This window comes from Hujiaoplasma nucleasis (assembly GCF_013745115.1).
Taxonomy (GTDB): domain Bacteria; phylum Bacillota_I; class Bacilli_A; order Izemoplasmatales; family Hujiaoplasmataceae; genus Hujiaoplasma; species Hujiaoplasma nucleasis.
Window position 1 is genome coordinate 617,060 of record NZ_CP051151.1, and the last position, 20,977, is coordinate 638,036.

21 protein-coding genes are annotated in these 20,977 nt (G+C 29.8%); 5 read left to right on the forward strand and 16 right to left on the reverse strand.

Annotation, left to right across the window (positions count from 1 at the left end):
* Positions 1–375 precede the first annotated feature (375 nt).
* From HF295_RS02735 to HF295_RS02750, 4 genes are read right to left on the reverse strand one after another with little or no spacing between them, the layout of a single operon-like run.
* Positions 376–1,200: a Lin1244/Lin1753 domain-containing protein gene (locus HF295_RS02735; protein WP_312032320.1), complete on the reverse strand. Its 825-nt coding sequence runs from the start codon at positions 1,198–1,200 to the stop codon at positions 376–378.
* The gene (locus HF295_RS02740; RefSeq protein WP_312032321.1) at positions 1,190–1,396 is read right to left on the reverse strand and encodes a helix-turn-helix domain-containing protein; all 207 of its coding nucleotides are present in this window, start codon (positions 1,394–1,396) and stop codon (positions 1,190–1,192) included. The genes HF295_RS02735 and HF295_RS02740 overlap by 11 nt, the downstream gene beginning before the upstream one ends.
* Complete coding sequence (locus tag HF295_RS02745; RefSeq protein WP_312032322.1) at positions 1,397–2,353, reverse strand: tyrosine-type recombinase/integrase; 957 nt, start codon at positions 2,351–2,353, stop codon at positions 1,397–1,399.
* Positions 2,346–2,597: a helix-turn-helix transcriptional regulator gene (locus HF295_RS02750; protein ID WP_312032323.1), complete on the reverse strand. Its 252-nt coding sequence runs from the start codon at positions 2,595–2,597 to the stop codon at positions 2,346–2,348. Before HF295_RS02750 ends, HF295_RS02745 begins: the two co-directional genes overlap by 8 nt.
* A gap of 677 nt (positions 2,598–3,274) precedes the next feature.
* Here HF295_RS02750 and HF295_RS02755 point away from each other — a divergent pair.
* From HF295_RS02755 to HF295_RS02765, 3 genes are all read left to right on the forward strand, one after another.
* Entirely contained in the window at positions 3,275–4,027 is a 753-nt protein-coding gene (locus tag HF295_RS02755; protein ID WP_312032324.1) for a helix-turn-helix domain-containing protein, read from the forward strand.
* A gap of 210 nt (positions 4,028–4,237) precedes the next feature.
* Positions 4,238–5,938, forward strand: coding sequence for a recombinase family protein (locus HF295_RS02760; RefSeq protein WP_312032325.1), 1,701 nt, complete (start codon positions 4,238–4,240; stop codon positions 5,936–5,938).
* On the forward strand, positions 5,925–7,559 hold the full coding sequence (locus HF295_RS02765; protein ID WP_312032326.1) for a recombinase family protein: 1,635 nt from the start codon (positions 5,925–5,927) through the stop codon (positions 7,557–7,559). The genes HF295_RS02760 and HF295_RS02765 overlap by 14 nt, the downstream gene beginning before the upstream one ends.
* A 48-nt stretch (positions 7,560–7,607) precedes the next feature.
* Here the strand turns inward: HF295_RS02765 and HF295_RS02770 are convergent, their stop codons facing one another.
* The 4 genes from HF295_RS02770 to HF295_RS02785 form a co-directional block, all read right to left on the reverse strand.
* Positions 7,608–8,549, reverse strand: a complete 942-nt coding sequence (locus tag HF295_RS02770; protein ID WP_312032327.1) for a reverse transcriptase family protein — start codon at positions 8,547–8,549, stop codon at positions 7,608–7,610.
* 80 nt (positions 8,550–8,629) lie between these two features.
* Complete coding sequence (locus HF295_RS02775) at positions 8,630–8,830, reverse strand: hypothetical protein (RefSeq protein WP_312032328.1); 201 nt, start codon at positions 8,828–8,830, stop codon at positions 8,630–8,632.
* Positions 8,831–9,180: 350 nt separating this feature from the next.
* A complete protein-coding gene (locus tag HF295_RS02780; RefSeq protein ID WP_312032329.1) occupies positions 9,181–9,552 on the reverse strand; it encodes a hypothetical protein in 372 nt (123 codons plus the stop codon).
* Positions 9,545–9,979 carry a hypothetical protein gene (locus HF295_RS02785; protein ID WP_312032330.1) on the reverse strand — a complete coding sequence of 145 codons (435 nt, stop codon included), beginning with the start codon at positions 9,977–9,979 and terminating at the stop codon, positions 9,545–9,547. The genes HF295_RS02780 and HF295_RS02785 overlap by 8 nt, the downstream gene beginning before the upstream one ends.
* 919 nt (positions 9,980–10,898) lie before the next feature.
* On the opposite strand from HF295_RS02785, the gene HF295_RS02790 reads away from it, so the two are divergent.
* Complete coding sequence (locus tag HF295_RS02790; protein WP_312032331.1) at positions 10,899–11,588, forward strand: hypothetical protein; 690 nt, start codon at positions 10,899–10,901, stop codon at positions 11,586–11,588.
* Between the two features lie 36 nt (positions 11,589–11,624).
* Here the strand turns inward: HF295_RS02790 and HF295_RS02795 are convergent, their stop codons facing one another.
* The 3 genes from HF295_RS02795 to HF295_RS02805 all read right to left on the reverse strand — a co-directional run bounded on the left by HF295_RS02795 (position 11,625) and on the right by HF295_RS02805 (position 13,782).
* Entirely contained in the window at positions 11,625–12,545 is a 921-nt protein-coding gene (locus tag HF295_RS02795) for a nucleotidyl transferase AbiEii/AbiGii toxin family protein (protein WP_312032332.1), read from the reverse strand.
* On the reverse strand, positions 12,526–13,158 hold the full coding sequence (locus tag HF295_RS02800; protein ID WP_312032333.1) for a hypothetical protein: 633 nt from the start codon (positions 13,156–13,158) through the stop codon (positions 12,526–12,528). The genes HF295_RS02795 and HF295_RS02800 overlap by 20 nt, the downstream gene beginning before the upstream one ends.
* 228 nt (positions 13,159–13,386) lie before the next feature.
* Positions 13,387–13,782, reverse strand: coding sequence for a type II toxin-antitoxin system RelB/DinJ family antitoxin (locus tag HF295_RS02805; RefSeq protein ID WP_312032334.1), 396 nt, complete (start codon positions 13,780–13,782; stop codon positions 13,387–13,389).
* 770 nt (positions 13,783–14,552) lie between these two features.
* Between HF295_RS02805 and HF295_RS02810 the strand changes: the two genes are divergently transcribed.
* Complete coding sequence (locus HF295_RS02810; RefSeq protein WP_312032335.1) at positions 14,553–15,083, forward strand: hypothetical protein; 531 nt, start codon at positions 14,553–14,555, stop codon at positions 15,081–15,083.
* A gap of 513 nt (positions 15,084–15,596) precedes the next feature.
* Here HF295_RS02810 and HF295_RS02815 read toward each other — a convergent pair.
* The 5 genes from HF295_RS02815 to tnpC form a co-directional block, all read right to left on the reverse strand.
* Entirely contained in the window at positions 15,597–16,895 is a 1,299-nt protein-coding gene (locus HF295_RS02815) for a type II toxin-antitoxin system HipA family toxin (protein ID WP_312032336.1), read from the reverse strand.
* On the reverse strand, positions 16,880–17,218 hold the full coding sequence (locus HF295_RS02820) for a helix-turn-helix domain-containing protein (protein ID WP_312032337.1): 339 nt from the start codon (positions 17,216–17,218) through the stop codon (positions 16,880–16,882). Before HF295_RS02820 ends, HF295_RS02815 begins: the two co-directional genes overlap by 16 nt.
* Before the next feature lie 268 nt (positions 17,219–17,486).
* On the reverse strand, positions 17,487–17,630 hold the full coding sequence (locus tag HF295_RS02825; protein ID WP_312032338.1) for a hypothetical protein: 144 nt from the start codon (positions 17,628–17,630) through the stop codon (positions 17,487–17,489).
* A 193-nt stretch (positions 17,631–17,823) separates the two neighbouring features.
* Positions 17,824–18,777 carry a restriction endonuclease gene (locus HF295_RS02830; protein WP_312032339.1) on the reverse strand — a complete coding sequence of 318 codons (954 nt, stop codon included), beginning with the start codon at positions 18,775–18,777 and terminating at the stop codon, positions 17,824–17,826.
* Positions 18,778–19,342: 565 nt separating this feature from the next.
* A complete protein-coding gene (gene tnpC / locus HF295_RS02835) occupies positions 19,343–20,908 on the reverse strand; it encodes an IS66 family transposase (protein ID WP_312032340.1) in 1,566 nt (521 codons plus the stop codon).
* Between the last annotated feature and the right edge of the window lie 69 nt (positions 20,909–20,977).

Consider the following 20,977-nt stretch of genomic DNA (forward strand, 5'->3'; position numbering starts at 1 on the left):
TTTACAATTATTTTCAAAATTTCTATTCTCTTGTGAGATACTGAAGTTATTTACCAGTTGATAGGAGCAGCAATAATAACATTATCCTCTATAATAGCGAAATAAAGCCATTGATATATTTCACTAGACTAGTTTCAACTGGTAAGTCATAAGTTCAAAAACGTCAAAAAATGCTGACTTTATTAACCAGTTACTTACCTATTGCTTCAACCCCTAATATAAACGTGGTTGTTAGATGTATTGAAACTGTATCTATCTTCTGACACTTCAATCATAGACTTTTTAGTCACTGTACATTCTCACTTACATTATGCATTGTAGATAAAACAATAAAAAAAGCCAAAATATCAAATATGGTATTTTAGCTTAAAGGTTTTAACTTCTTATTAAATCATTCATAAATTCTTCTATCGTTTGATTAGAATAATCTTTTATTGGTTTGGTTAATCGTTCCAAGTTATCTTTAATGGACTTTTCAAAGAACTGATATTTGTTTTCTATGAATACTGTTTTTCTTGATGCATAATTACAAAGATATCTTACTGCTTTAAATACAGTATCTTGATCATAGCTTTTATAGAGTTCTTCGAATAGTTGGTTATATAAGTAAATATCTAGATCATAATCATCGATATATTTGTAGTTAATCAGACAAGATGTTAAGTAATGTTTATTAGGACCTTGTTCTTTGATTTTCTTCTTAATGGCTTCTTTTCTTTTAATGCGTTTCTTTTGTTCTTTATTAAGATGTTGAAAATCTACTTCTTCAATAACAGGTTCTTCCTTTACTTTATCTTTTGTTACTTTAATAACTGGTTTACTGATCCAGTATTTTGTGTAATCTTGGTCTTTTCTGCTTTTGGTCATTACGACAAATCTCTTTTGAATCCCTCTTGAAGTAATAACATGTTCTTTTAATAGATCTTTATCAATTAAATCAATTTCTGCAAGATACAAAATAATTTCTTGAAGTTTATATTTACCAGATACATATTTACCATTAATCGTATTTAAGATAATATGGGCTAAGTCATCAATACTTGCTTCTAGGAAGTATCCTTTTTGATAGACGCTAATTAAGGTAATCAAATAACACATAACTCCTACAGGACCATATCGTTTGCTTAATTTGATAATCTTTGGATCATTAAAGAAATCTACATCAATATTGAAATAATCGAGTCCTGCTTTATTTGCCATGTTTAAATGCTCTCGCTTTATGTAATGTAATAAACTCTTCAATATCTTTTTCTCTAAATCGCCATCCACTTGGTAATTTATAACCTTTTAACTTCCCTGCTTTTACATATTGATATACTGTTCTTTGTGATAACTGTAAAAAGTCTGCGACTTCTTTTAACCGATAACCTTGTAGGTTATTGTTGCCTTTCATCATTTAATCTTCTTCTCCTTTTAATTGTTCTTGTTCTAACATATTTGCAATACGTTCTTCTGATAAATCTTCTATGCGTCTAATATTATGGGCATAGATCATGGTTGTTTCAATATTCTTATGTCTTAATAGTTGTTGGGTTGATTCAATACTACCGCCATGTTTTAAGTTTAAATGAGCAACGGTATGTCTTAATGAATGTGGTGTTATCTTTGGGGAATCAATCCCTGCTTTTAACAACATCTTTTTAATCATCTTACCTATGAAGTCTCTTGATAATGGCTTATCATTTTCTTCTTTTTGGTGTCTTGTGAATAAGAACTTGTTTTTATCAGTTCTTTTTCTTTTATATTCATTGATAGCATTTACGACAATCTCTGGCAACTTAACAAATTCATCTTTGCCATCTCGTCCTTTACCTTGAACATAAAGAATCGGTGTTTTTCCTTCTAAAATACTTATATCTTTAAGCTTCGCACGCGAAACTTCTACCGTTCTTAATCCAGTCACAATCATGAGTACAATCATCGCATGATTTCTTAACTCAATGATATCACCCGTCTTTGGTTTCGACACTTCATAGAGTTCACCGACTTGTTCTAAGGATAAGGGTTCTTTACGGTAAATTTGTTCTACCTTAGCACCCTTAACCCCTTCAGAGATATCATTAATAAAACATTCATCTAATTTATGATAGCTTTGATTAAGTCTTGCCCATCTATAAAAGCTTTTAATCACCACCATATGTTTTTGAATGGAGGTGTTGGTTAATCCTTTATCATAAATATGGCTTCTATAATTTAAGACTTCACTTCTTCTTGGATATCTAATATTTCTACTTTTTAAATAATGCGCATAATTCTTTAATATCCCTTGATAATTTTTAATACTTAATGTTTTTAAATCTAAGTTCTCTAAATATACTTCAATCGCTTGATCGATTGGATGATGCTTAATCATAACAACTCTCACCTACTTTCCCTTGTTGTTTTAAATAATCATATTCATATTGGTAAAACTCTTCTATGGATATATTAAGCGTGCTTGCTAGTTTATAAGCCATCATTAAAGAAAGTCTTAATCCACGTTTTCCAGATTCTATTAACTGGTAATGGTTATAACTCATACCTGCTCTTTCAGATACTGTATCAATGGTATAATCATTGTCTTTTCTTAATGCTTTTAAATAAAATCTTTTAGACATGGGTTTTACCCATAGGGCGATAGCCTTTTATCTTCTTTATCATTTTATCTTTTTACTTTCCTTTACTTTACTTTGTATGAAAAAACATTAATAATTGGTGTTTTTACCGGTTTTGCTAAACACCAAAAAGTTGACACTGTCAACTAAGCTATCAAAGATTAAGGGAAATGTAAGCCATATCAAATCTAAGTTATCTATATCAACACATAGATAAACACATCAATGAAAACGGATTTTAATCTAACCATTAGAACATGAAATTTTGGTGAAGATCAGATTATGGTTAAATATCTATAAGTTTTATTATGTGGTTTATGTCTTTCAAACCATTAACATTATCAGCTTAGAGACCTTTGCTCGAGCTAATACTAGTTTATCAAAATTATTTTAACGAAATGAAAGTATTTAATTTTTTTGCAAAAAGTGTCTAACTAGACGTGTCCATTAGCAGAGAGCACAATTTTACTTAAAATTTCACTCTATTTTTTTGGCCTTAAATAAGCCATAAAAGGCAAATATGAACTTTTAGCATCATTTATAGTAAAGTTCATATAGAGGTAAAAGTGTCTAGCCAGGGTATTTGTATAATCTTTTTTACGGTATGTCAAATAACCGTATGCAAACTGTAACAGTTTTGATATAATTGTTTTGCACGCAAAAATTAACAGGAGAAAATAATGGATAATAAAGAAAACGAATGGTATCAAAGATACTTTACAAAATACCCACGTATTGGTGGGACACTTAGACGCAGGAAACGAGCTTATTACTCAGAAATAGTCGATGATTTCAAACATTTAGATGGTATGAGTTTATCATCCATTAAACGCTATGAACTAGGGACATCAGATTGTCCTGCATCAGTCATCTTTGCACTTGCTTCATATTACCAATGTAATATACAAGAACTATTTGATGATGATGCTTCATTTGGTAGAGATATTGACATGAGAAAAGATAATTTTCGCTTTAGTGAAATATCTTATAGAGAAACTCCAACAGGTCCTTCCTATACATACGCTGAAGAACTAAAAGGATATAGACTAGACTATGGTCTTAAGTTAAACAAAGGTGACTATGACCTTGTTACACTAGAACATGATCATCAAAGTTTAAATTTACCAATAGGCGCCAAATTATTCTTCAGGGTAAAAGACGTTCGTAAGGAAAAGTGGGATGAACTTTTAAACCATGAAGAAAGAATCTACTTTGTTACACTTGAAACAAGATCAATTGAAACATTCCCTAAAAAGCATAAAACGAAAGATGGGACTGTCACCTTCATAACAAAAGCACGAGTAATTAGTGATGTATCTTCAAGTAAGATGGTCATGTATCAGTATGATAACAAAACCAAACATATCACGTATCAAGCATTTAAAAGAGGTATTATTGGATTTGCAGAAAAAATAATTATTGATTTAGTTTGATTTTACACACAAGTGTGTGTGTTCAAAACGATTTTTTTATATTACACTAATAGCGGTGAAGATCAGAAATAGAACATGTTAGCTTAAATAAGCGATGCATGTTCTATTTCTTTTTTTATTGGCCCTTAACCCTTTAGATGTGCTAATTGACTTGATAATAGAGCCTTTACTAGGTAATATACATGCTAACAAAAAGGAGGTCTTCACCAAATGAATCAAACCATAGTAGAAATTATTGAACCTACACCTAGGTTTAAAGACTTAGAAACCAATCAAATATTAGAAAAGAAAAAAGTAGCGGCTTACGCCCGTGTCTCAACAGATGAAACTGATCAACTTCATTCTTATCAAAATCAAATTCAAGAATATACAGGACGTATCCAAAAAAATGAAGAATGGGAGTTTGCCGGCATGTATGCTGATGAAGGTATTACTGGGACTGACATGCGTAAACGTCCAAACTTTATGAAGATGATTCAAGCTGCTAAAGATGGACATATTGATATGATCATAACCAAATCTATCTCAAGGTTTTCAAGAAATACCGTTGATATCTTAACCGTTATTAAAGAACTTAGAACCATCGGTGTTGAAATCTTTTTTGAAAAAGAAAACATCTCTTCTACTGACCCTAAAATAGATTTAGTCTTAACCCTCATGTCATCAATTGCTCAAGAAGAATCAAGATCAATTAGCGAAAACACCAAATGGGGAATCCAAAAGAGATTCCAACAAGGTAAACTCATAATGAACACTACCTGGTTTTTAGGTTATGACAAAGATGATGATGGAAACTTAATCGTTAATCATGAACAGGCAGAAACTGTTAAATACATCTTTGACTTATATTTAAGAGGTATGGGTGTCACAGCACTTGCTAGACACTTACAATCCGAAAACATTAAAAATGGACGCGGTGCAGTCGCTTGGTATCCTGATACCGTTAAAGAAATCTTAAAGAATGAAAAGTATGCTGGTGACTTAATGTTACAAAAAACTGTGACTCTTGATTATCTAACTCATAAAACATTAGAAAATGATGGTCATGCCACTAAGTACTATATCAAAGATGCTCATGAAGCTATTATTGATAGAGAAACCTTTGATATTGTCCAAACCATGTTACAAGCAAGAGAAACCATTCTTTCTGTTGATAATAAAGAACGTAGAAAACACTTAGCAAGAAAACCCATTAAAGGATTAGTTTATTGTTCTAAGTGCAAACGTATGTACAACTCTAAAATGCACAATTCAGGTACAACTTTTAAAAAGAGTATGCTTAAATGTCATACCTTAATCAATAATCCGCATAACTGTGTTAATCCATCTATTCATGAGCCTTTATTAGAACGAGGCACACTATATGCTATCGAAAAACTCACTAAAACACCTTCTATGCAAGAAGACTTAATCCATTATATGGAAAAATCACTGAAACAAACCAACTCCCATGAACCCTTAAAAGCATTAAGACAAGAAAGTAGATTAATTGCTAACGCTTTAAAAGCACTCCCTAAACAAAGAATTAACTCAACCATGACAGATGATGAGTTTAATAAAGAATATCAAGCACTCAGTCAAAAATATGAAAACATCAAACAACAAATCGAAGACTTAAAATCAACCATCACCAAAGAACTTTTAATGCGTAGGCGCTTCTATGCATTAAAAGCATTCATTGATACGGATTATAAAGACTTAAGCATCATTAAAAGCTTTTTCGGTTTAATCTTGGTGATGGGTAAGAATCATGTCCGTTATGTCATCGATGATACATTTTCTATCATTGATGAATTACATGAAAAAATCGATACCATTAAAAAACTACCGATTATTTTAAAAGGTACCTATTATGACATTAAAACAAATGACAATCTATATTACGAGGTAAGTATTTATGAAGGAAATTAAAATCATTGAAACACCAAAAGTTACTTATAACAATTATCAACCATTAAAAAGAGTTGCGGCTTACGCAAGAGTCTCAACAAAACTAGAAATGCAATCTTCTTCTTTGGCTTTACAGATTAAACATTATGCCAAAGTAATCATCTTTAATCCTGACTATGTATTTGCAGGTATTTATGCAGACCATGGAAAAAGTGGTACAACCATGAAAAAGCGTGATGGCTTACAATCACTGCTTAAGAAAGTCTATGCAGGACATATTGATTTGGTCCTAGTTAAATCATTATCAAGATTCGCTAGAAATACATTAGATGCTTTAAACATCATTACAGAAACAAGGAAATTAGGGGTAGAGTTCTACTTTGAAAAAGAAAACATCTCGAGTTTAGATCCAGCCATTGATATGTTATTTACAATGATGGCTTCTTTAGCTGAATCAGAATCAGAATCCATGTCACAAAATATCTCATGGAGTTTTCAAAAGAATGCACAAAGAGGAAAAGTGCCTTTACAGAAATGCCTGGGTTATCAAATCACTAAAGATAAAAAGTATGTCATTGATGAAGATATAGCACCACACATCAAAAAATTATTTCAAATGAAACTAAAAGGTTACTCAAATCAAGATATGATTGATTATTTAAAAGATCATAATATTAAAACAACCAAAGGCAGTAACATTACCAATGCAACACAGCTCAGATGTATCTTAACTAACGAAAAATATATCGGTCAGTTAACCTATGGTAAAACTTATATCAAGAAGATCAATAATGATAAAGCTACGATGATCAATAATGGCGAAAAACCAAAATACATTATTAGAAATCACCATGAAGCCATTGTTGATCATGATACTTTTAATCAAGTACAAGAGTTCTTTCAATCTAAAAAAACAAAATATACTACTCAAAAAGACAATCCTTATAACCAATTTGTCTATTCCCTTATGCATGATAAATACTTACATTGGAAAAGTAAAGTGCCAAACAAACCAGAATATGATTTATTAGAAAATGAATACAAACGAAAACAAGGCACACCACGCATTTATTCTAAAACAGCAACCCACGTTACCAGAAAAGCAACAATCGCCTTAGCAAGAAAATTTAGCGAATTAGAAGCAAAGTTTGACAAGCAAGTAGCTAAACAATTAAACAATAAACCATTAGAAAGAAAACTAAAGAACTTAGGGAATGATTTAAAAGGCTATAAAGATGATTATTTTAAACTCATTAAAAAAACTATACTTGATCCAGCTGATAAAGCATTAATTAAAGAATTAGAAGATATCATTATTAGCAAAAGCATTGAATACGTTAGAATTGAAGATGAAGCACTACCACAAAAAGGTTCTACTTCTCGAGTTAAAGAAATCAAGAAAGCTATTAAGTATATTCAACTACCTATGGTTGAATTCCCAATAGATACGATGAAACAAATATTTGATAAGATTGTTATTGCAGATCAAGAAAATTATATTTTTGTCATTAACACATCTGATAAGCCATTAACTAAAGAAGCACTAAAAAAAGTAGCAGAAATGAATCCGCTACTTGAGAGTAAATGTAAAGGTAAGAATAAAAGTGTTGAGTTTGTTAATTGGAAAATAGTAATAACTTGATTACTATCTCCTTTTTTGAGTTACTGAAAAGGTATCAAAAGATGATATTTATTTCTTTGAAACCGTATCAATTTGCTTCATTGCTTCTTTTATACCATTAAGTTTTTGATTATTTAATTGAGAGGGATCTTTCAATAAATCTCTTTTTGCATACTTATATTTAAGATGCAATTTATTTGGTATTTTGGTTTGCTTATATTTATTAACTATTACACCAGTAATATTTTTATTGTGGTTTTTATCAAGTTTCTTACTTTTTCTCTTATTATATTTGTGCCCATTTTTTATCAAGATTTTTTTGACTTTACCAATAAATGTTTTCGGAAACTGTTCATTGCTTGAGAATGTTATATCATCAACATAAACAGTCATTTCAATATTATATCTTTTTGATAGTTGAGCTATTTCCTCAAACATTTCTCGATAACTTAAAAATGACAAAATGTTGCTTACACTCGAACCTGTAGGTATATGTTTTGTAGGGAATTTTACCTTGTTTTTAACTTCCTGCTGCTCTAAGTATTCGTCCACCTTGTCATTAATCTTTATATTCTCATAATTTATTGTAAGAATCTCACTGATTATATATGCAACATCAGGAGACATGTTCATTGTATTGTGAAAAAATTTATAAACATTCCCAAATGAACACATTGGATAAAATTTTTGAATATCAATAGAAACAACGTTAGAATTATTTTTGTGGCTAATATGATTTTGAACGTAAGAACTACCTCTTTTTGAAATTAAATAATCTGGCAAGTCAACTTGATTAAGAAATTTGAAAACTCTGTCATGGATTACCTTAAGCATTCCTCTAGGAGTTTCAACAATGCGACTTTTGATTGTTCCTCCATTACTGGTTTCAACAATAAAAACACTATAGTTATTAATAAAAGACAAATCTTTATCAAGATAGCCAATTTTATCATAAAAAAGAAGTTTAGCCAGTTTCTTCTTGCTTTTAAGATTGAATAAGGCATTCTCCATTATACAATATCCTTTCAAAAAAATTAGTTTCCCTAGATTCATCATTAATTACTTAATAACAAATCTAGAAAAACTAATTTCTAGTTATCTTTCTCTGCATCAAACGAAGTTAGTTTAATGCAAGCATCAACTAACTCGTTAATGCTTAAATCAGGATAACGTTTGCGTAGTGTAACACAAATGAGTACTCTGGCAGGGACCAACAATAATACTTGAATAAGTAGAATCGTTGGTTTAACAAGTGCAGAAATTGCACCTATCAAAAATGCTTGCATCTTCATTGTCCATCCTCCTTTTTTATAATCTCACCTTAACTAGTATTAGGTGGCTCCTCTTGGTCGATTATAAGAAGTCTGGATAGGGTACTACACAAATTTTCAAAATTAGTGATCTACGACAGCTCCTCTTACTACTAGCGAGATATAGTGTGCTCTATCGGAATTGGTCCAATGTTTGCTCACTTTATTGCCTGGCGTTTGTTGAGGTGCTTCCTTACCTGTATTGGAAAGTTTTTGGAGCATATGCTCCCGCATTAAAATGCAATAGATGAGGAGTCTATTTACCCTTATATTACATTCATATTTTATCACGTGGTGTCTTATTAATCAATAATATCAAAATATGCTTTTTTTCATATGCACCAAGCTGTATAAACTGAACGGTAACTACAATCCCAAGTATCAAGAATCACTCCATCAACACACGCTGTGATGTGTCCAGCCATTTTAAGGATGTAAGTACCTTTTGGATGGAGTTCAGTAAAGTCACTACCTTTAATTCTTGGTTCACCTTTGACTGGTTTGAATATGATTCTTGGGTAACCTTTGAAATAATCATATAAGAATTTGGTATCTTTATAACTTGTATACCCAAGTTCCCGCTTTTTTCTATTCAGTTCTCGTCTAGTTTCTAAGTAGTCTGAGTTGGTCGCAGTTGTGATTGCTCTCACAACACAATCACTTGTTTTTAATCCTTTAGGATGAGCATTGTATTCTTTATACATTGTCACTCCACCTTTCATTAAACCAATTGACAAGTTCTCTTGATTTATCTGTTTCAAAAAATGGATCTAGAAAATCATTCTTTCTACCGTAAACTGTATATCTTTTTTCTTCTCTAAAGCAATTGATTGTTATGGTAAATAGTGTATCTCCTGTTTTGATGTCTGCAATTCTAAAGTCATCATAAAGTGGTCCAGCAAGTGGGCAGTTATTTTTAAACCAAACATACATGGTTTCAAGATTAACTTTTCCACCATCTTTGAGTTGTTTGAAAATGTTACCCATGCGCTTTGTTTTGTTTGATAGGCTTTCATCTTTACAAAACCAATCGTACCAGCCCGCTTCAATTTGAGTATGTACGTCTTTAGATTCAAAATCACCTTGTTTAAATCTTTCAATAAAATCCTTGAGTTTTATTTCTTTTTGCATAATTTAAGTCTCCTTTGTTTTTTTGTTTACACTATATATCACTCAAAGAAGCATAAATAGCAAGTCAAATTTCTCACTGTAGTGACTTTTTCATTTTATGATCCTATCCTATTAAACTGACACGAAAGAATTAAAAATCATCAAGTTTCAAACGAATAAAACGTTTGAAAGTCGATGAAAATCGATAATTGTATAGTTTCATGGCATTTCATGCAAATTACTGTTTTTGAATCACAATCATAATCGCTAACACAATTACTTGATTTTTTACTTTCCACTTATCGTCTTAATATAGGCCATAAGTCTTATTTCTTATGGGTAGAATAAAACACTAATTGGAAAAACCAATATATTCCAATAAAAAATACAGGAAATCATCCTGTAAATCTTAAAAATCATTAAAATATCTAATTTTCATGTCAACGGTTGCAGTGATTCATACATAGAACCGACAGTCTTTTCTAAAGGGTGTCGGTGCAACGAAATATATGTGGAAAAGTCAAGTGCTTTTTTCACTTTTTTTATCGCAACAAAGACGTCAAATATGTCAAAGGTTGCAGTGAAAAATACATGAAACCGACAGTTGTGAACAAAGGGTCTAGAGTGTCAAGTTCATTATAAAAATACTTTTAATAGTGTCAAGTTCAAATTGTTTTTACTCTTTAATCATAAGGCATGTTATAAATTTATCTTTACCAATAAAATTATTTAATAACGGTGTATAGAAACGACATAAAACCGACTGTTCAAAGTGAAGGGTTTCAGTTAAACAGGCAGTTGTTAGTAAAAGGTCCATAACGTCAAGTTCAATATGAAAATGGATTTCTTTTCACTAATTTGAAGTGGTCTAATTTTTTGTTTAAAAAGATGATTATAATATGAATATCTCATGATAAAATATTAAGGAAAGAGGTGCAAGATGAAAGAATCAGACTTAATTACAGGAACTTATCAAATGCTTGAAAAAGGGGTCATCTATGATGCAAGCAAAATTTATCATGATCATTTCCATCCCCTATTTAATGAAGTAAACTATTATCAAGTTTTATCTAGAATGGTGAAAAACAATCGACTAATTAAAGTAGCTAAGGGACTTTACTATAATCCAGAATATATAGATGGAAAACAAGTTCCTCTAACACACAAAAATATAAAGAAATTTATGCTGCCATATCATGGATTAGGTTTTGCGGTTGGTGAATCATTATATTACCGGTTAAAACTTACTTCAAAGAAACCATCAAACTATATTTATTATGTAAATCATATCGAGGAAAAGAGTAGAACCATACAAAACACCAGATTTATTAGAATTCATTCTGAAATTAATGATGATATTATGAAACATATTGAATGTATAGATATCTTAGAACATTTTGAATCTATCCATAATATCAATTTAGAAAACTTCAATCAATATATCAGTTCATTCATAAACTGCTACGATGAGAAAATCATGAATCATGCAATCAAAGTTATTAAACCTAAGAAAAGATGCATTGCCTTTCTTAAAGAAATATTAGATGACAATAACAACGATAACACCTTAGATTTGTATTTGTCGACAACTTCTAAATATCATATCCCTAAGTGGAAAACAGGATTTTAGCAACTATGTGCTAAAATCCTGTTTTTTTTGTTGGATTTAAACGATTAGTTTTTGGAAGAAATCATCAATTTCTTTTAATGATGTTTCTATGTCATCACAGTCTAAATCTCTAATGGATAGTTTTCTAAAGTCAACTTCTTCTAATTGCTTTCTTATGTTCTTCTTTTTAAACATTTCATACAGTTTATATTGATTAAATTCATCGTTACTAACTATTGTTCTATTTTTCCTATGTTTATGTCGTGATGTAATCATTTGATTAAAATTATCAATGTCTATTGGAACTGCTTTGTCATAAAAATTCCAAATTTTATGGATATCATAAAAATCTCTAGCTCTCTTTTCTTGTGTTTCATCTAACGGATTGCCTTCTATATCATTTTTGAAGAGTTCTTTCTCTAATGTTATTTTTTCAAAAAATGTTCTATATGGTTCTTGAGTTAAAACAGCTACTGGGTGCATATCAAACTCATCGATTTCATCTTGATCTAGATATTTAAAAATAATCGCTACTACGTTCTTTTCAATTACAGGGAAGGGATCCATAAATGTGATTAGTTCAAGTTTAACTCTTTGGTCTAAATCACTCACAGCATTAGTGTCATAATATAAATACATTTCCTTAAAGTCAGCATACTTATCATTAGTGGCTTCACTATTCCATGCCCATACTGATGCAAGTTCGTTGATAATTTCATGTGTTGCTTTTTGTTTGCCTTTTCTGCTTTTGGCGGTTGCGACTAAATCAATATCTTCTGAAAAACGATTGATGATGTTAAAACATTTAGATAGTGATGTTCCCCCAATAAATACCAAATCATCGTGAATAGCATATATGTGTTCAAGTGCCAATGTTACAAAATAGTCCTTTAGTACAATTGCTTCATCAATGTCTTCTTCCTGACTAGCTAATGCAATATAATTCTCAAATAACTCTTTATTTAGATGTAACTTCATCATAGACTACCTTTCTTACAGTTTCTCTGAATCCAGCATATCTCTTACCTTTATAATACTCACTATAATGGATAATTTCTTCTATTTTTAATCCAAGACTATCTAATATGTTTAGTAACTGACTTTTTGATTTTTCCATATTATAATCACTATAATCCAAATATTTAATAAGCTCTAAGAATTCTAAAACATGACCATTTTCTATGTTGATTTCAAAAGGCGGATGAGAAACAACCACTTTCCCATCGTATAAATGTTTAGATCTTGTATGTATCGATACATTGTTTGATAAAATCTCATAAAATGAAGAAACTTGGGAAGTGAATTTATACTTATATAATAGGTATGAACCTGTCCTAATGCCTTGGTTTTTTTGTAAATACTTCTTATCTATAACATCTTTAAGTGATGGTTTTAAATGCGAGAATTTCTTAGTAGAACTAGGAACATAATATATCCCATTTTCATAACGTTTTAATATACCAAAAGAAACCAAATAAGATACCATTTGATTTAAAGTATTGATATTTTTAATCTTTAATACATCTTGAATCTCATCTCTAACAATAGGTTCTCTTTCATCGAAAGCATCCATAATTATACTTGCATTCATATCATCACCTCTTTAATGCAATATTTTTTATATAATTATTATATCATTATTATACGGCAAAGTAAACAAGATTAATTAGAAGAAAAAATAATGCTATGCTAAATGGTTTCAACTTATGTATTCTACCAATATTAACAGTTTTTGGCATTTAGTATATCAAAAATAAAAAGGATACCCAATCAACAAAGATTAGTTATCCAAAGATGACTTATAGTCTCAAACATATAGTTACTTAGCTAGTTCTTTATAAGCAGCATCATATTCTTCTAAAAGATCTTCTGTTATATCTTTTAATTTATCTTTCTCATAGATTTTCTTAATTGCATAAAAGGCAACATCATAATCAATATCCCCACGCCCATAAAGATTGATAATTTTTTTAAACTTCTTAGGGTATGGTTTACCTCCAGTTAAATTTAATGCTTCAGCCAATTCTTGTTCTTTAACTGTAATATCCATACTTGGCATTTTCATTTTAAATGGCAACCCATTGTTTAAAACAATCTGATTCAAAAATATATCAATGGCTGTAGACATATTTATACCAAGTATCTCTAAAATATCTTCTACGTCTTTTTTTGTTTTTTCATCAACTCTTACATTAATATACGCATTTTTACTCACAGTATCACCTCTATACACATTGTAACACTTTTGTTATACAATATGAGTGAATAAAAAACAAAAACATGTTTTCTAACCACTATTGATTGTTTTACCATTATTTTCACTTTTATTACTTGATTTTTACTATTTTTAGTTTTCACTTATTGCCTTAATATAGGCCATATGTATCATTTCTTATGGGTAGAATAAAACACTAATTATAAAAACCGATAAAATCCAATAAAAAATACAGGAAATCATCCTGTAAATCTTAATAAATTTGAAAATGTCATTTTTTATGTCAAAGGTTGCAGTGATTCATACATAGAACCGACAGTCCTTTCAGAAGGATGTTGGTGCCGTTCATACAAAATTCAAAAAGTCAAGTAAAGAATGACTTTTTTTATCTTTATATAGACCTTAACACTACTTCCGTTTCATAACAAAATACATTGGTTTCATAACAACGACACAAGAAATACAGTTCTAGAAAGCAAATTACTCATGCGTGTTTTTTATAATCAGTGTTCAACGTGTCAAGACGATATATCATTTTACGTTTTCAGTATAAAGGATTTTTTCTAAATTCTTTTATACTGGTATCATATTAGGACAAGGAAGTGAACAACATGAATATAACAAATGAAGTGAAAGAAGTAATCCTTGGGCTGCCAAAGAATCAGCTGTTTAATTCAAGTGAAATTTATAAAAGATATTTCATCGATTTTTGTATAGAATCGACTTATTTAAAAATTATAAATCGCATGCAAAAAGACTAACTAATTATCATGTTTCAAAAAGGTATCTTTTATCTCCCTAAATACCATAAAGGTAAACGTGTCAATATTAGACAATATCAAATCAAATCTTATGTCTTCTCTAATAACAACGATGGTGTTCTAATAGGTGATAGATTATATTATCGTTTAAAATTATCTAACGTGATGGCAAAAGAGTTTCTTTATTATACGAATCAAATAGATGAGCGATCAAAGAAAGTCGGTAACGCAAGATTCATTTACTTACCATTTGATTTTGATCCATCGACCTCTACTATCATTCAGCTCATGGATATCCTTCGTAATTTCCATAAAATAGTTAATATTGATCTTAATGAGTTTCATAAATTTTTATACCTAAATATAAATTTATATGATGATGTAGTCTTTTATAAAGTCCAAAAATTTATAAAATATCCAAAACATGTTATTGCATTTTTAAAATCCATTCTAGATGATATAGGTGTTTATAATGACCTTGATAAATACTTATCTACAAGAAGTGTCTACAAGATTCCAAATTGGAAATATGCAGCTTAGAAAATTTTTATACCATATGATAAATTATTACATTTCACAAAAAAATCGGAAACTCAAAAGTCTCCGATTTATATTATATATGTATGTTTTTATGATCTATCTTATCTTTTCTAACAATAGTATTCGTTACAATTGTGTTAGGTGGTATGTAATCAGTTCTATTACATTCGTATTATTTTTGTGACATTTATTCTAATGATATGAGAATATTTATCACAGATGTGGAGATTGATATAAAGTTGAAGTGTAATCAAATTATGTGTCTATCAATTCAAAAAAAATATATTGTCATTATCTGGCGATTTAATAATAACGGGTACATAATGACACATAACAGACAGTTCTCACAATGACAGTCCTTACTAAAGGGTCAAGGGCCAATTCACAATCTTAAAACCTCAGTTATAATTCTTGAAAAACCCATAAATGTTCATCAGATTTAGAACCATATCAAACCTATTTAAAAAGTATTATATTGCAGTTTATATATGAATTATACATTTATAACGTATTTTATTGCGTATTAAATAAAATGAACTGATTCTTAATAAACTCTTTTTCTTTTATATTTAAAAACGCTTGGTCTGCAAATTTATCCCATTTTAATAAAGATTTTCTCACATCGTTAATAATTGTCTTTGCTTCTTCAGGTTTTATTTTCATTTTTTCCGCGGATTTTAACATATCGTCCATAGTGAAATCATGATCCTTTGAATTTATTGTCATTTGATGTCTTGATGTCCACTTTCCCTCAGGATTAAATGAATAGGTTATATCATATGCTGGCGATAATGCCCACTCGCCATTTTTATTCATAAGAAAAGATATATTCTTTACATGATCATCTTGATTTCTAGACATTACATTAAAAACCATTCTTCTAAAAAATTGTTTGTTTTCGCTTAGTTTTATACCCATAATATACATGATATCAGTTACACGCTCATAACTCATTATTCCTGGCTGATTATAATCAACATGAGCCAGTGCGCCCAATGTTTGCATATGAAGTTTTTCCATATCACCATTGGAGTTTACAAATCTGTCAAATCTCTTAGTCATAAAATGATAATAGCCATCTTTTTCAATTAGTCTTGATTCAGTCATAATGATTTTTGCATCTATCGCCATTAAGTAGTAAGCATATTCTCTCCTAGTAAATGATGATTCTTCTTTTTGATCAACACCATCAAGCTTTAGTAGCCAATACGAAAAACCACTTCCTGCATCAATTTGTCCTGATTTAATCACTCCAGTTTTTTCATTGTAAGCTATAATGGCTTTTGCTCTAGCACCACCAGCTGACGTACCAACTTTAATAATTTCTTCGAGTTCATCTTCACGTTTAGCAATAACATTTTCTTTTGCATTTAATATTTCATTACTTAATTTGACTAGATTGTCTAACTCAATGTCTTCAACCTCATTAAATCCATTATATTTTGAGGGATAATATTCTAAAGCCCCCATCCCTCTTTTACCAACATAGCAAAGTCTCTCTATAATATTAAATGAATCAATACTTCTGTCTTGTGATTTTAACCAAGCATTTATAATCTGATCACCATATCTATCTGGTAGTGAATCAGAAAGCAATCCAGGTAATCCTTTAAAAGCATTTAAATGGAGTGTTTTAAACTGATAAATTTCTCTAGACAAAGGCATCATTATCGGTGATAAATTTATACCGCTATGAACAAACTCATCATCATATTTAAAATATACATATGGTGAATCCTCATCAATTGAAACGGCTGCTATTCTTTTCCCCCACAATCTTACTTCTGCAACAGTCATCATTTTTTCTTCCATTCCCAAGAAGAAACTTTTTTTGTATTTTTAGAAGAAGCTCTTTTTTTGCCATGTCCTAGTTTTAAAACATCAAAAGGATTCACTTTAATTTCTGGGAATAACAAATTAATTTCTGGTAGAAGTCTTAGAACTCTTAAAATAGACAACAAGTTATCCAAAGATATGTTTTCTCCATTTTCTAATCCGCTAATGGTTCTTTGTGATACCCCAGACTCTATCGCTAACTCTTTTTGTGTAATATCTAAAGCGATTCTTCTAGCTTTCAGTCTTCTTCCAATTTCTTTAATAATTATATCGTTAGTTTCAAATCCTTGAATTTTCATTTTATCACCCATATATATTATACAATATAAAGTTTTATAATGCAATATGTTGCATTAAATTATTGGTTTTTTATTATAAAAAGCAATATATTACTTTTTAAACTATATAACATTAGGGATGATTCCATACTAAGTCAAACAATCTTTATCCATTAATATCAGCGGTTTTAATGATGTATGAATCATAGTAATCATACCTAATATATATACCTCCCAATAATATAGTGAATTATCTTTCAGTGAACTATCTTTCATTAATGCATTATAATTATATATCAATAGGAACTAAAGACCATCTTTTTAATCTTAATGAAATCATTTCATTGCTACATACATGGGTTTCATAAGAACAGACAGTTGTAAATGATGGGGCTGTGCGTCGCGGACCTTCATCAAAGACTGTCTGTTTCAATGAACCCCTTCACTTTGAACATACTTTTTTCCTTCTAACCCTGCACTTTAAACTGTTTTCATCAAGATTTTTTTGTCAGAGTTACAAGTCTGTTTAATATCTCCATTAAGAGCATAATCGATGTTTTCTTATGGAGATTTTAAATCCCCTCAAATCAGTTGATTAATATAGATTTATGATTTAAGTCCTCTAATTAAGTGTTATTTTCAATAAAAGCTTTAATTTTCTTTATCAGGTAATCACCAAATATATCAATATTTTCTTTTCTAAATCCAAATACTTTTTCTAGAGTAGTCTTATCTTGAGGTTTCATTCGAACTATATACTTAGCAACTTTATCTGTATATACATCTTCTTCACTTAAATTATTGTATTTAGCAATTTTGCTTCTCTCAGAAATTAAGATTTCATATAATAAAGAATCATTTTCTTCAAAGTACGTTTCTTTAGATAATTTGTTTATATATTCTAAAACTTCTTTACCAAAAGTATGCACTCGCTTTTTTCCAAAACCTGTGATATTAGACAATTCTTCTATATTTTTAGGCATTTCATTTATTAGTTCATACATCATTTTATTATTGAATACTGTATAAACTGGATATAATTTATATGTCTTACTTATTTCACTTCTAAGTTTTTTAAATCCTTCAATGATTTCACTAGGAAAATTATCGACATTAGAATCAGTTTGCTTAATTTCTTTCTTAGATAATTTAGCTTTTCTAAATTTTACATTGTGTTTCTTGGTTTCCTCTAAAAATTCAATAACATTTTCTCTGTTTAATATTTGAATATCATTATTTTTTGCAGTTGTAATTGCAGCTGGAGTTAAATCACTGGTAGTGATTATCCAAACTTGATCTAAGTTATAATGATTCTTTCCATCAAGCATTGTTCTAATCTCAGTTGGCCCAACTTTGCCTTTCCATCTCTTTGCTTGTATACCAACAGCTTTCGATCCATCTAATGATGGTAACTTAATAGTTAAATCAATACCTTTGTCATTAGTATCATCTGTCATTCTTGGATGATATTCTAAAACTTTAAAAAATTCAAAAAGAAATACTTCAAATTCTTTACCTGTAAATCTATCAATTTCTTCAATTGTATTTGGAAATTCGTATTCAAAATTGAATAACTTCATTTTTACCTCCTATTGAATGATTGCATTTATCCTTGTATTAAAAATTATACTCATCAATAGGTATTTTTCTTTAAATTTAAATTTGTATTCTTGAACAAGATCCGAATCATCCTTATAATCCAACATTTACCTCCGATAGAAAATATTCTATTTGAATTTTGTTTTTTTAATTTCAACTTAAAATCATTGTTTTATTTTGGTACTAATGGGAGTATACAGTCATTAAAGGAAATATCCTTGATCATTTAGAAGCTTAAATATATGTTATTTATATTACTTCTTAACAATGGCTTTAGTGCTTCGAGAGAAAAACAGGATGATAATATAAATTGCTACGGCAGTTAATGTAAGAAAGATGCTAACTTCCATATAATTTACACTCTCATCCATGAAATGCCATAGCTGCTACTGCAGAAAAAAGCGCTGCACCTTTAAATAATGTATTGATGTGAGATCATATCCAAGTGCAGTTCTTTTAACTAAGTAATAAGCTGAAAAAATAGATAAGGGAACAATAAAACCGTGAGCGTTTAAAATAATACGTCAAAGTAAAAACAGACAACTATTATCTAGCGACCTCTTTGACTTTAAACATTGATTTGATTTCATCTTTCCAAGGTAATAAATGGTTCATCTTTTCTAACTGTTCGATCGTTAATTGACTTTGATATAGATCTAATTTATATAGTTCATCCATTAAATATGCTAGATACTTATAAGTATCTAAGCCATTCGTTTTAGCTGTTGTAATTATACTCATTAATATCGTTGAAGCCCTAGCCCCTTTTTCAGTGTTAGAGAATAAGAAGTTCTTTCTATTTATAACGAAGGGTTTAACACCTCTTTCAGCTAAATTATTATCTATTGGAATATGACCGCTTTTCAAATAAGTCTTTAGTTCACGTTCTAGTTTTAAAGAGTAAGCGACTGCTTTACCTGTCACAGAGTTGGGTGAATAATGTGTCTGTTTAAGATGGTTAAAATACCCATCTAATAATTTATGATAGCTTTTTTGGTTTCTTCTATGATGTATGTCTTTTGGAGATAATTTATTATCCCTGAATCCTCTCTCAGCTTTAAAGATTTTATCCGCTAAATCGATAATTTCTAAAAGCTTAGGATCTTTGTTTGCTTTATAAATATCGACAAACTTTCTCTTGGCATGAACGAAACACTTTTGAAGTGTGACATTGGGTATGTGATTATACCCAGCATAATCATCAACGACTAAATAACCCTTATAGTCTTTTAGGAAGTCTCTTGGCCAAGCACCTGACCTAGAATACCGGTATTCATAAATATATATAGGCGCATCATATATAGAAGATGCATACATCCAAACATATGATTTATCGCGCTTGGCTTTATGACCGACATTGATCACTTTCAAGGTTGTCTCATCTGCGTGAATCACTGATGTTTTATTATGAATAAGTAAATGCTTTAAATACACATAAAAAGGCTTAATTAAAGCTGCCGCTTTCATTAAGTAATTTGATAAGTTTACTCTTGATATTGGAAACCCTGCATTTAAAAAAGCATTTTCTTGTCTGTAAAGCGGTGTGCCCATAAAAAACTTTTCATTGGCTATATATGATACAAGTGAAGGCGTGGCGATCGAATGACTAAAAGGAAAGTCTCTTATTTGCGTATTGACTTTACTACATGTATCACACTTTCTTGTTTTAAAGATATGTTTAATGATTCTTATATCCATTTTGACTTCAGCTTTATAAGTGATGTCTTCGCTAATAAGTTTTGTTTCATGATCACACTTATGATCTTCATGAATAACTGTTTCACTGACCATTGATTCGAAATCAATACCTTCATGATTTTTAGCTTTTGCTTTTCTAGGTTTTTTAGTCTCTAAAGCTCTTGTTTCTTCATTAAGCGAAGTCGATGCATTAGCTTCTATTTCATTAAAGTTAAAGAGGTTTATCTCCTCTTTATCAATGGATTCGCTTTTAGGTTTAAAGGTTCTTGCGTTTTTCATTGCGATGACGAGTTTAAGTTGTTGGTTTTCATTCTCTAACTTTTCATATTCAGAACTTAATTCCTTAATTTCTTTTTGTAAAGATGTTACTAAACTTAATAGTTCATCATATGATTTTTCTTTGAATTTATCCATTTAATAACACCTCAATTCATACATATATTATACCATTTTAAGGAGAAAAGTATATAGTAAATATGCAAA